The organism is Nonomuraea longispora, from assembly GCF_004348345.1.
GTDB classification, from domain to species: Bacteria; Actinomycetota; Actinomycetes; order Streptosporangiales; family Streptosporangiaceae; genus Nonomuraea; species Nonomuraea longispora.
On record NZ_SMJZ01000018.1, the window covers coordinates 53,683 to 66,112 of the forward strand.

Annotated in this window: 8 protein-coding genes; 7 read left to right on the top strand and 1 reads right to left on the bottom strand. The window is 69.0% G+C overall.

The window, feature by feature from the left end:
* Positions 1-5: 5 nt before the first annotated feature.
* Positions 6-1,478 (bottom strand): ABC transporter substrate-binding protein, encoded by a 1,473-nt coding sequence (locus E1267_RS07775; RefSeq protein ID WP_165959504.1) that lies wholly within the window; start codon positions 1,476-1,478, stop codon positions 6-8.
* Between the two features lie 277 nt (positions 1,479-1,755).
* Between E1267_RS07775 and E1267_RS07780 the strand changes: the two genes are divergently transcribed.
* The 7 genes from E1267_RS07780 to E1267_RS07810 form a co-directional block, all read left to right on the top strand.
* Positions 1,756-3,723: a CocE/NonD family hydrolase gene (locus tag E1267_RS07780; RefSeq protein WP_165959505.1), complete on the top strand. Its 1,968-nt coding sequence runs from the start codon at positions 1,756-1,758 to the stop codon at positions 3,721-3,723.
* Between the two features lie 7 nt (positions 3,724-3,730).
* A complete protein-coding gene (locus tag E1267_RS07785; protein ID WP_132331255.1) occupies positions 3,731-4,804 on the top strand; it encodes a dipeptidase in 1,074 nt (357 codons plus the stop codon).
* Entirely contained in the window at positions 4,804-6,204 is a 1,401-nt protein-coding gene (locus E1267_RS07790; RefSeq protein ID WP_132331257.1) for a serine hydrolase domain-containing protein, read from the top strand. The genes E1267_RS07785 and E1267_RS07790 overlap by 1 nt, the downstream gene beginning before the upstream one ends.
* The gene (locus tag E1267_RS07795; RefSeq protein ID WP_165959506.1) at positions 6,197-7,924 is read left to right on the top strand and encodes a CocE/NonD family hydrolase; all 1,728 of its coding nucleotides are present in this window, start codon (positions 6,197-6,199) and stop codon (positions 7,922-7,924) included. The genes E1267_RS07790 and E1267_RS07795 overlap by 8 nt, the downstream gene beginning before the upstream one ends.
* A gap of 22 nt (positions 7,925-7,946) precedes the next feature.
* A complete protein-coding gene (locus E1267_RS07800) occupies positions 7,947-9,908 on the top strand; it encodes a S9 family peptidase (protein WP_246063599.1) in 1,962 nt (653 codons plus the stop codon).
* 362 nt (positions 9,909-10,270) lie between these two features.
* Positions 10,271-11,110 (top strand): alpha/beta fold hydrolase, encoded by an 840-nt coding sequence (locus tag E1267_RS07805; RefSeq protein ID WP_132331263.1) that lies wholly within the window; start codon positions 10,271-10,273, stop codon positions 11,108-11,110.
* Positions 11,111-11,288: 178 nt separating this feature from the next.
* Positions 11,289-12,430 (top strand): sensor histidine kinase (locus E1267_RS07810; RefSeq protein WP_132331265.1); only part of this gene is annotated, 1,142 nt, incomplete at its 3' end.

Genomic DNA, 12,430 nt, shown 5'->3' on the forward strand with positions numbered 1-12,430 from the left:
CGTCGCTACGCCTTCGCCTTGATGGACAGCGCCCATGGCTGGACCGAGTACATCTCGTCGAACCCTGGCCAGACGAACTGCTCGGAAAGGGCGACGTACCCCTCGAGCGAGTAGAGCGGCACGTAGGGGACGTCCTCCGACACCTGGTGCAGCAGGTCGCGGTAGATAGACAGGCGCTTCTCCGGGGTGTCGGTACGCAGGCCCACCCGGACCAAGCGGTCGACCTCTGGTTTCGTGTAGTCGGCGACGTTGGTGCCGCCCTCGGTGGCGGCGGCCGAGTCCAGCAGGATGCCGGGATAGAAGCTCGGGTCGGGCACCGTGCCGCAACCGATCGGCATGGTGAAGACGGGGATGTCCGCACGGGGTCCGTAGAGCTGCTTGAGCCACTGACTGTTCGGCACCCTCTTGACAGCGATCCTGATCCCGATCTTGGCGAGGCTCGCTGCGAGCGCCTGGTTGGCGATGCTGGTCTCGGTCAGGTTGGACGACGTGTTGATGGTGGCGCTGAAACCGCCGGGGTACGCCGAGCGGGCGAGCTCCGAGCGCGCCTTGTCCAGGTCGTACTCGTAGGTGGGGAGCGACTCGTAGAGCTTGTCCGCTTCCGCGGCGGGCACGGCGCCGTCCCACATGGGCCGGGGAATGAGTTGGGAGGTGGGAGTGACGTCGTCGCCGAGGGCTTTCACGATGCCTTCCCTGTCGACTGCGTGCGCGACCGCCCGCCGGACGTGGATGTCGCTCCACGGCTCCAGCTTCGTGTTCATGCTCATGACCATGGACGAACAGGTCGGTCCGCTGCTGACCAGCTTCGTCCCCGATATCGACTCGTACGAGCGCGCGTCGGCGGGGAACGCGACGTCGATCTCGCCGGCGCGGAACGCGAAGGCGGCGCTCGTGTCGTCGGCCAGGAATTCGATCTTGATCTGGCCGAATGCCGGTCGGCCGTTCCAGTAGTCGTCGTTACGGACCAGCTCGACGCCACGGGTGGCGGCGAGGTCCGCGAACTTCCAGGGGCCTGTGCCCATGACCAGCACACCGGGCTTCCCGTGGGAGTCCCCGTGCTTCTCGGCGAACGCCTTCTGGAACACGGGAGCCAACGTCGGCGTGTATTTCCAGCTGGCGTCGGGATGCTTCAGCGTCACGCGCACGGTGTCGCCATCGTCGGCGGTGATGTCCCGCACGCTCGCGAAGAACGACGCCAGCTGTGACTTCGCCCGGCGCGCGTGGTTCATCGAGAACGCGACGTCGTCCGCGGTGAGTGCGGAGCCGTCCCAGAACGTGATCCCTGGCCGCAGTGTGTAGAGGTAGGTCGTCGCATCGGGATGCGCCACCGATTTCGCGAGGTGTGGTTCGAGCTTGCCGTCGGGGGCGACCCGCATGAGGCGCTCCACGCCGAGCGACGTCACGGTGAAGCCCACCGAGCTCGTGCTAGCGGTGTCGTCGAGGGTGCTCACCGTACCGGTGAGTCCCACGGTCAGCACGTCGGTGTCTGCTTGGGATGCGTTGTTCGCGCAGCTCACCGAGCATGCTGACGTCAGCGCCAGGCATGCCGTGATCATCCTGAGGCTCATGCTGCTCTCGACCTCTCTCCTTGCGCTCGGCGCGACAGAGACGTGAATGGAGGACGTGGGGGGTGCCGACGGGCGGGGGCCACGGTCGGGTGGATGCAGGGCCACGCTCCGCACCGTTGACCCGAGGCCTGAGCCTTGGGGGTGCGTCGCGATAGTAATATCTTACATTGAAGGTGCTACATATGGTATGACCGAGATTAGCGTGGAGTCAACCAGCTCGCCGGTCAGGCGTTCGCCGGCCGGCAAGGAAGAGGTGTGCACCTTGGTCAAGAAGGCACAGGCCCGGCTCGTCGACGTCGCACCGGAGCTCCACGAGTTCCTTCTGAACGGAACACTTCCGCCGCCGGAGTTCCCCGCGTCCGCCATCACGTGCGAGACGGTCCAGGTCACGATGCGGGACGGGGTGCGACTCGCGACCGACGTCTACCTTCCGCCGGTCCACCGAGCGCCGGTCCTGGTCAGCCGCGGCCCGATTCCCCGAGATGTCGAGGCGTTCGGCGTGACGGCGGCGTTGACGGCATTCGCGCGGCGCGGCTACGCCGTGGTGTCACAGGACTGCCGGGGAACCGGCGAGAGCGAGCCGGCCGACTGGGACTACCTGGTGCACGAGCGGGAAGACGGCCCGGACCTCATTGACTGGATCTGCGAGCAGGAGTGGTACGGCGGGTTCATCGCGTCGTGCGGCGGGTCCTACACCGGTCTCACGCAGTGGTGCATGTCGGCTAACCCCGCGATGTCGGCGATCGCGCCGGCGGTCAGCGGACTCGGGATCGCCGTCAACACCGTACATCTGTACATGTTCGTCAACTCTTATGCGCGGGTCGTCGGCAACGGCGCGGACAAGGTGCCCGTTTCCCTCTTCGACATGGAGCGGGTGTTCGAGCAAGAGACACTGGCAGGCGGCTACTTCAACGAGCCGTTGCAACTGCCGCTGCCGGAGTGGCTGGTGCAGGAGTACCCCGTCGTCACGGGCATGCACCCGGCCGAGGCACGACAGTGGTTGTGGGAGCGCTACTGCGGTCTTTCGAGCGCGCGACGCGCCGAGTTCGTTCGTCGAGCGAGGGGCGTCGACCACGTGACGATGACGGACATGGAGGCCATGTCGGACATCTTCGGCCACCGCATCTCTCACGCCAGGCACATCATGCCGCACGCCGACCCCGCGGAGATGTGCCGGCTCGTCACCGCTCCGCCGCTGATGCTCACCGCGTGGTACGACTGGGGCGTCAACGACGCCCTCGCCACGTTCCGGATGCTGCGCCGCGAAGGACGCCCCGAGGTCGCCGACGGCGCACGCATCATCATCACCCCGAGGGCACACAACCGGCCTGGATACCGGCTGGGCACGGACGAGCATCCCGAACTGGTGCGCCCGTCGAACATGCTGGACCAGGTCGGCTTCCTCGACCACTGGTTCACCTCCGTACGCAACGGCACGACGGAGTCCTGGCCGAGGGTGACCTACTACCTGATGGGCGCCAACGAGTGGCGGACGGCGTCCGACTGGCCGGTGCCGGAGGCGACGGAACGTGCCTTCTATCTCGGCGGTGAAGGGGTGCTCTCGACGAGCCCGCCTTCTGCGGGCGCTGAGCCGGACGTCTACGCCTACGATCCCGAGGATCCGACGCCTACCGTCGCGGGGAGTTTCGTCTCGTTCCACTACACCCCGGGCAGTGGAGACGTGAGCGAGGTCCAGCGACGCGGTGACGTGCTGGTGTACACGACGCCGCCGCTCGATGAGGATCTCGACGTCGTCGGCCCGCTCGTCATGGTCCTCTACGCCGGCTCCAGCGCGGTGGACACCGACTTCAACGTCCGCCTCAGCGACGTCTGGCCGGACGGCCGCGCGTTCCACGTCCAGAGCGGGATGCTTCGCGCCCGCTACCGCACCGATGACGGCGCACCTGAGCTGCTCGATCCCGGGAAGATCTATCGACTCGAGGTGGACATGTGGGCGACGGCGATGAGGTTCAGGGCCGGGCACCGCCTCCGCGTCGACATCTCCTCCGCCGACTTCCCCCGCTTCGACAGGAACACCAACCTGGGCGGCGAGCCCGGCGCTCCGGTCGTCGCCACCCAGACGATCTACCGTGACCGAGACCATCCGTCCCACCTTGTCGTCCCCGTCGTCGACACCTCGGCGACGGAGGAATGAGCCGCAGATGGACACCGCACGCCTGCACGCCGACGCCCAGGTCGTCGACGCGCACAACGACCTGATCCTCCTCGTGGACCACATGGACAAGCGGGGCAGGACCGACCACTTCGCTGAGTTCTGGCTACCCGAGCTGCGTGCCGGCGGAGTCGACGTCCAGGTGCTGCCCATCTGGATCGACGAGGACCACCAGTCCGAGGGAGCCCTGCGCCGTACGTTGCTCCTCGCCGAGCGGATCCACGAGCTGGCCGCCCAGTACCCGGATGACGTGGCGATCTGTTCGACGGCGGCGGACATCGACGCGGCGAACCGGAGCGGCAGGATCGCGCTCGTCATGGCGATCGAGGGGGCACATGGCATCGGCCAGGACCCGAAGCTGATCAGGACCATGTTCAGGGCCGGCGTGCGCGTCGCGTCGATCGCGCACTACGGCCGCACCCTCCTCGCCGACGGCAGCGGCCTGGACGACACGGCGCGGGGCGGACTCACCCCGCAGGGCATCGAGGTGTTCACCGAGATGGAGCGCCTCGGCATGGTCTTCGACGTCAGCCATCTCGGCGTCAACGGCGTGGAGGACGTGCTGAACCTCGCCAGCCGGCCGCTTCTCGCCACCCACTCGACGTGCCTCGTCATCACCGACAACCATCGCAGCCTCGGCGACGACCAGATCAGACGGATCGCCGCACTGGGCGGCGTCGTCGGCGTCGCGGCCGCGATCCCCTGGTTCATCGACCCGCACAACCCTACGGCCGACCGCGTCGTCGACCACATCGAGCACGTCGTGGACATCGCCGGCATCGACCACGTCGGGCTCGGACCCGACATCATCGACGACTACTTCCAGGAGGTCTGGGGCGGCTGGCCGGCGCACGCCGGAGATCCGAGCGGCAACGCCGGGGCCATCGGCCCGTACGAACCCGCCGAGATCAAACGGCCGTCGGACCTCGTGAAGGTCACGGACGCGATGGTACGGAGAGGTTTCGGCGAGCAGGACGTCAAGAAGGTCCTCGGCGACAATGTGATGCGCGTCTTCCGCCAGGTCATGGGCGTCCCGTCGCAGCGGGAACGGCCGTCGTCGTGATGGCCGGGACCGACCTGCGGCGCCGGCTCGAGACGCTGCGAGCGGGGCACGGCGTGCCCGGCTTCGTCGTCGGTGCTCACCATGCCGGTCGCACTTCGGTCGCCGCCTGCGGCGTCGCGAACCTCGACACGCAGGCCGAGATGACTCCCGACACCGCGTTCCTGACCGGCTCCGTCACGAAAGTGTGGACGACCGCCCTGGTCATGACATTTGTCGAAGAGGGCAAGATCGACCTTGACCAGCGGATCGTGGACTACGCGCCAGACGTCCAGTTCGGCGCGGACACGACGGCGGCCGGGGCGATGACCGTCCGGCAACTGCTCAACCATTCCAGCGGTACTGACGCGGGCGACTATCTCGTCGACACCGGCCCGTACCCGGACGGGGTGGACCGTTACGTCGACCTGCTGCGTGACGTCGGAAAGCTGCACGAACCAGGCGCCACCGCCTCCTACAACAACGCCGGCTGGTTCGTCGTCGAGGTGATTCTCAAGCGACTGACCGGCAAGAACTTTCTCCAACTGCTCCAGGAACGGGTGATCGACCGACTCGAGCTCGAACGAACCAGCGCAGACCCCGGGAACGCCGGCATGCATCACACCGCCATCGGCCACTTCCCCGCGGCGCCGGGGCACGTGCCGACCACGCGGTTCATGTTGCCGGAGACGCTGGCCGCGGCGGGATCGACTCTGATCACGACGGTCGGCGACACGCTCCGTTTTCTGCGCGCATTCCTCGACCCTCCGGACCTCGTGAATCGGCTCCTCGCGCCGGCGTCCGTCGCGGCCATGCGCACACCGACGGTCGCAGAACCGCCCGGGCCCGAGACCGGCTACTGCCTGGGCTGGCGCTATACCGCACGCGAGGGCGGACTGGTGTACTCCCACGGCGGCGGCTCCAACGGAGGCACGGCGTTCGCCGTGCTCTCCCCACGCGACGACCTGGCGTACATCGCCTTCGCCAACTCGAACGCGTCAGCCGCTCTCCACGCGGATGCGCTCGAACTGTTCCTCCCTCCCGAACGGTCTCCGCTGCGCCTCCCGCACCAGAACCACGACGCAGAAGCCCTTGGGCTCAGCCGGTGCGCCGGAACCTACCTGCGTAAGAGCAGAAGGCTCACCGTCACGCCGCACGGCGAGAGGCTGCGCGTGAGGGTCGAACCCGTCCTCGACGACCTCCAAGGAGCCGAGATCTACGAGACGGGAGCCGCCACGGAGTTCGACGCCGTCCCGGACGGCCCGCACTCGGCCGTCGCCGACATGGCCGGCCTCTTCGACGGCCGGACCCGCCTGCACTTCTCCCAGGCGGATCACACCGGTCGCTACCAGCTCGTCTACCTGGATGGCCGCCTCGCGCGCCGGGTAGAGCCCGCACTTCCTGGAAGGGATGAGGATGACTGAACACGTGCGACAGGGCGAGCCGCCTCGGGGCGAGGTCTCGCCGCAGCTGACGTCCGTCACACGCCTGCACCGTGGGCTCCGGGTGCCCATGCGCGACGGCGTCGAACTGGCGTTGGACCTCCGGCGGCCCGACCTGCCAGGTCCATTGCCCGTCATCTTGATGCGTACGCCCTACGACAAGGTCGGCGGTCACCGGGCCGAGCTGTACGAGCGGTTCGCACAGGCGGGCTACATCATCGCGTTCAACGACTGTCGCGGCCGGTTCAACTCCGACGGGGTGTTCCAGCCGTACGCCGACGAGGCCGACGACGGCTACGACACGGTGGAATGGATCGCCGCGCAGGAGTGGTGCGACGGCAACATCGGGATGATCGGCGGTTCGTACGCGGGTCAGACGCAGTGGTTCGCGGCCTCCCGACGCCCGCCGCATCTGAAGGCGATCGTGCCGATGTGCTCGCCGCCAGGCTCGCCGTGGCGGAACGAGCCGATCCTCGGCGGCTGTTTCATGTTGGGCATCGCCGAATGGGCCGTCGCCATGGGCGCACGCTCCTGGCAGACAGCCGATCCGGGAAGCGTGCTCACGGGGCCGCAACCGTACTTCGACACCCTGCCGCTGGCCGCTGTGCCCGACAGCACCGGGGTGAGCCCGGACTGGTGGCGCGAGATGACCGAGCATCCCACCTTTGATGACTATTGGCGCCGGCGTTCGTACGACAACCATGCCGAGATGGACGTCGCGTCCTTGAACGTCACGGGATGGTGGGACCTGAACTTCCCGGGTGCCCCGTCGAACTACCAGGCCATGCGAAACAGCCGGGCGAAGTCCGGGCAGAAGCTGGTCATCGGCCCGTGGCCGCACTGGATCAACACCCACCGGGAGCTCAACGGCGTCGACTTCGGCGAGAGCGCGATCATCGAGCTCAACGACTACGTCCTGCGCTTCTTCGACCGTTGGCTGAAAGGCGTGCCCAACGGGATCGAGGAAGACAAGCCGGTCCACGTCTTCGTCGTCGGCGCGAACGAGTGGTGGGCGGAAGACGACTGGCCGCTGCCTGACGCGGAGGACATGCCGCTCTACCTCCACTCCGGCGGGCAGGCGAACAGCCTCGACGGCGACGGCATCCTGACCCTGGAACCCCCGAGCATGGAGGAACCTCCCGACAGTTACCGGTATGACCCGGCCGACTGCGGTGCCCGCCCGTGGAGCTTGCACGACGGTCCGATCGACGACCGTCCCGGCTCCAAGCGTAACGACTGCCTGTGTTACACGAGCGAGCCGCTGACCGAGCCGCTGGACGTTGTCGGCTGGATCACCTGCCAGCTCTACGCCTCCTCGTCAGCCCTCGACACCGACTGGCACCTGCGGCTCACCGACGTACACCCGGACGGAACCGCGCGCTTCCTGTGCCGCGGTGCGCTGCGCGCCCGGTTCCGTCGCTCATTCGAGCATCCCGAGCAGCTCGAACCCGGCATCCCCACGCTCTTCGAGATCGGCATGGACGCCTGCGGCGTCCGCTTCCTCCCCGGTCACCGCATCCGGGTCGAGGTCAGCAGCTCGGGCTTCAGCCGGTACGACCGCAACACCAACTCGGGCGCGAGCAACTTCTTCACCGATGACACCGTCGTCGTCGCGGAGCAGCGCGTGTACCACGGCCCGGACCAGGCCAGCCGCATTCTGCTGCCCGTCGTGCGGCGCCACGCCGGCCCGGCGAACGATTGATCCCCAAGGAGCGAAGGTGAGCATGACCCCTGCCAACGAGACCGCGGGTAAGCGCCCCGTTGTCGCTGACGACCTGTTGAAGCTGCGCTTCCTGATGGGCGCCGACCTCGCGCCGGACGGCCGGACCGTCGTGTACGCGCTCTCCAGGGCCGACACCGAGTCGAACACCGACCACGCCGACCTCTTCCTCCTGGACCGCCGGAGCAAGGCGTGCCGACGCCTCACGTACGCGGACACCGTGCATGTCGCGCCGGTGTTCTCCCCGGACGGACGGTGGATCGCCTTTCTCTCCGCCCGTGGCGGGGCTCCGCAGATCTTCGTGATGCCGGCGGACGGTGGCGAGGCGCGACAGCTCACCTCGCTCCCGCGCGGCGTCAGCGGCGGACCTGCCTGGTCCCCTGACGGCACGCACATCGCGTTCGCCGCGGGACCGCAGGGCGAGCCGCGCGACCCGGCCAAGCCGTACCGGGTCACACGTGCCGTGTGGCGGGCGGACGGCATCGGCGTTCTCGACGACGCCGGGACCGACATCTATGTGGTCGAGGTCGGCGGCGGTGAGCCACAGCGGCTCACCGACGACGCGGCGCTGAACTTCGAACCGGTGTGGACGTCCGACGGCACGAGCATCGCCTACCTCGCCTCCCACGACCCCGGCGCCGCCCCGATGACCATGCACTTGCGCATGGTCGACCTGGACGGCGGCGTCAGCGAACTCGCACACGCCGGCCTGATCTCCAGCCATACCGCGTGTCCCGACGGACGGATCGCGTACCTCATCGGCTACGAGCCGGGCCGGCTCCCGGGCACCAAGGCGGAGCTGCGTGTGGTCGATCCCCGCACCGGCGCGCATGACCCGCGTACGACCGGGCTCGACGCCGGTGTCGGCGGCATCCTCCAGCCGGACATGCCGGCCGTGCAGATGTCGCTGGGACGGCTGGTCGTGTCCGACGACGGCGCCCACGCCTACACGATGGTGCAGCGTGGCGGGGAGGGAGAGATCGTCAAGGTCGCGTTGTCCGGTCCGGAGTCGTACGAGCCGGTGGTGGCGGGCGAACGCGTCTGCGCGCCCGCATGCCTGCGCGGCGACACGTTGTTGTTCGCCGGTTTCGGCATGACGGAACCCGGCGACCTGTACACGTTCGACGTCGCGGCTCGACGTGAGGAACGGCTGACCGAGCTCAACGCCGCACTGCTGGCGGAACTCGATCTGCCGTCCGCCCGGCGGCTGGAGTTCGTGAGCGGCGACGGCGCCACCGTGGAGGGATGGTTCCTGCCGCCTCCCGACGGCGGCGACGCGCCGTACCCCACGTTGCTCGGCATCCACGGCGGTCCTCACACCGGCTGGGGTCACACCTTCAACTTCGACTTTCTGATGCTCGCGGGGGCCGGCTTCGGAGTTCTGTTCGTCAACCAGCGCGGCTCGACCGGGTACGGCGACGACTTCGCGACGACGGTCAACAACGACTACGGCAACCTCGACTACACGGACCTGATGAAGGGTGTCGACCACGCCGTCGAGCTGGGACTCGCCGACCCCGACCGGCTTGGAGTGTTCGGCATCTCGTGCGGCGGTTTCCTCACCGGATGGATCATCGGGCACACCGACAGGTTCAAGGCGGCCTGTCCCGAGAACCCGTTCTTCAACTGGTTCAGCATGTACGGCACGAGCGATACCGGCCTCTGGCAAGGGCCGACCGTGATGGGCGGCGCACCGCACGAACGCCGCGACGACTACGAACGGTGTTCACCGATCACCTACGCCCACCGCTGCACGACACCCACCCTGTTCCTGCAGCACGAGGCCGACCACCGGTGTCCGCCGGAACAGACCGAGCAGTACTACGCCATCCTCAAGGCGAACGGGGTGCCGGCCGAGATGCTGCGATTCCCCGGCACCTCCCATCACGGCTCCCTCGTCGGGCCCCCATCGCACCGTCTGGCCCAGAACGAGGCACTGCTGGATTGGATGATCCGTTACGTCTGAGAGAGCGCGTGCACCACAATGCCGTGGCCCGGACTTACTTGGACAAGGTAATTTTTACTTGGCCAAGTAAGAGGGGCATGGTGGAGCTCCGGGTTGGTTGATGCGCCAGGGAGCCTGATCTGAAGGACAGGTCGGCGCGAACGACGCCATCGCCCTGACCGCGTTCGGGTGGTTCACCGCCCCTATGGTGATCGGCGCTCTGGTGCGGGCCGTGCAGGACATCGCCGGCGGATCCGCCCTCATGGCGCCCGCTCGGCCTCCGTCAGCTGGTTCGGCAGGACGAAGGCCGGCCGGTAAGCAGCCCGGCGGGCGGCGGAAAAGCCGTTGCCGCCGGCCGAGCGGCGCTGACAGGATCCGTGGCCATGCCTTCCCTGGTCGCGCGTGACGGCGCCACACTCACCTACCGCCTCCACGGTGCCGGATCGCCGCTGGTCTGCCTGCCCGGGGGCCCCATGCTGCCCTCGTCCTGCCTCGGTGAGCTCGGCGGCCTGTCCTCCCGCACGCGCCTCGTCATGCTGGACCTACGCGGCACCGGCGGGTCGGCGACGCCCGCGGACTCCTCCGCCTACCGTTGCGACCGCCTCGTCGACGACGTGGAAGCCCTCCGCCTGCACCTCGGGCTCGACCGGATCGACGTGCTCGGCCACTCCGCCGGCGCCAACCTCGCCGTCCAGTACGCGGCCCGGCACCCCGAGCACACCGGCCGGCTCGTCCTGGTCACGCCCAGCACGCGAGCGGTCGGCATCGAGATCGCCGGCGAGTGGCGGCTCGAGACCGCGCGGCTCCGGGCCGGCGAACCCTGGTTCTCCCGGGCGTACGCGGGGCTGCGGGCGGCCACCGCCGGCACGGCCACGCCGGACGACTGGGAGGCCGTCACGCCGCTGACCTACGGCCGGTGGGACGCCGCCGCCCAGGCCCACCATGCCTCCGACGAGGAGCAGCGCAACGAGGAGGCGGCGGCCGCGTTCGGCGCCGAAGGAGCGTTCCGCCCCGCCGCCACCCGTACGGCGCTGGCCGCCTTCGACGGTCCCGTCCTGCTGCTCGCGGGGGAGGTCGACGTGGCCGCTCCGCTGCCCGCCATGACGGAGTACGCCGCCCTGTTCCGCGACGCCACGCTCACCGTCCAGCCCGGCGCGGGGCACTTCCCGTGGCTCGACGACGCGTCCCGCTTCGTGACCACCGTCGCCACCTTCCTCACCTGACGCCCACCCCACGACCGCCCCGGCACCCGCCGCGCGTTTCCCTCCGATGGAGCATGATGGAGGGAGGGACAGGTACGTAACGGCGGTCATGTCCTGACTGAGCCCCCAACAACGCGATAGGCGCGGGTGTAGCCTGCAGTGGTCCCTCTAGGGCCGCCGTCTGGTTGAGGAGTTGCGGATGCCGACCCGTGTCGCCGGGAACCGCCGCAAGTCAATCCGTCGATGGGACATGTTCGCCCGCGGCCGGACCACCCTGGACGCTCTCGAACGCCTCATCGGCGGCATGGGCACGGGGGTCCTGGCAATGCTCTCGCTCATGTTGCTGGGCGCCACCGCGCTCATGTCCCTGGTCGGCGTGGGGCTGCTGATGGCGCCCGCCGCGCTGCGCGCCCTGCGCGCGGTCGCGAACCGGGAGCGCTCCCGTCTGGGCGACTGGGGCCAGGGGTTCGTCAGCCCCGAGCCGGTGCCCGACGGGCTGCGCGCCGCGCTCGCCGACCGTACCGTGCGCAGGGAGCTCGCGTGGGTGGCCACGCACGCCTCCTTCGGGGTGTTCCTCGGCATACTCAGCACGACCCTGCCCGTCAAGGCGGTGCAGGACGTCACGTTCTGGGCGTGGTGGCGGCTGGTGCCGCCGGAGGAGGCGTCCGACGCCGGGCTGGGGCTCTGGACCGTGGACGACGGGCCGAGCGCCCTCGCCATCGCGCTGGTGGCCCCGGTGTGGATCGCGCTCGCCATGATCTTTTCGCCGCTGATGGCGTGGTTGCAGGCCTGGCCGGGACGCCGCCTGCTGGCCCTCGACGCCGACGCCGACCTCGGCGTACGCGTGGCGCACCTGACCGCGACCCGCTCGGCCGCGCTGGACGCGCACGCCACCGAGCTGCGGCGGATCGAACGGTCGCTGCACGACGGCACACAGAACCGGCTCGTCGCCGTCAACGTGCTGGTGGGTGCGGCCCGCCGGGCCGTGGCGCGCAATCCCGCCGCCGCCGAGGACATCCTCGGCCAGGCCCAGGACGCGGCCGAGCAGGCGCTCACCGAGTTGCGCGGGGTGGTGCGCAGCATCCTGCCGCCGGTGCTGGCGGAGCGGTCGCTGGCCGATGCCCTCGACGGCCTGGTCACGACCTTCCCGCTGCCGTGCACGATCGAGGCCGACATCCCCGTCAGGTGTGCCATGTCGGTCGAGGCCACGGCCTACTTCGTGGTGGCCGAGGCGCTCACCAACATCGCCAAGCACAGCGGGGCGCGGCGGGCGTCCGTCCGGGTGCGCCGCCACGACGACCGGCTGCAGGTCGAGGTGATCGACGACGGGAAGGGCGGGGC

Excerpts from the sequence above, each read along its gene's own strand:
- E1267_RS07780 (WP_165959505.1), top strand. The coding sequence starts at position 1,756 with ATGACCGAGATTAGCGTGGAGTCAACCAGCTCGCCGGTCAGGCGTTCG.
- E1267_RS07785 (WP_132331255.1), top strand. The coding sequence starts at position 3,731 with ATGGACACCGCACGCCTGCACGCCGACGCCCAGGTCGTCGACGCGCAC.
- E1267_RS07790 (WP_132331257.1), top strand. The coding sequence starts at position 4,804 with ATGGCCGGGACCGACCTGCGGCGCCGGCTCGAGACGCTGCGAGCGGGG.
- E1267_RS07795 (WP_165959506.1), top strand. The coding sequence starts at position 6,197 with ATGACTGAACACGTGCGACAGGGCGAGCCGCCTCGGGGCGAGGTCTCG.
- E1267_RS07800 (WP_246063599.1), top strand. The coding sequence starts at position 7,947 with ATGACCCCTGCCAACGAGACCGCGGGTAAGCGCCCCGTTGTCGCTGAC.
- E1267_RS07805 (WP_132331263.1), top strand. The coding sequence starts at position 10,271 with ATGCCTTCCCTGGTCGCGCGTGACGGCGCCACACTCACCTACCGCCTC.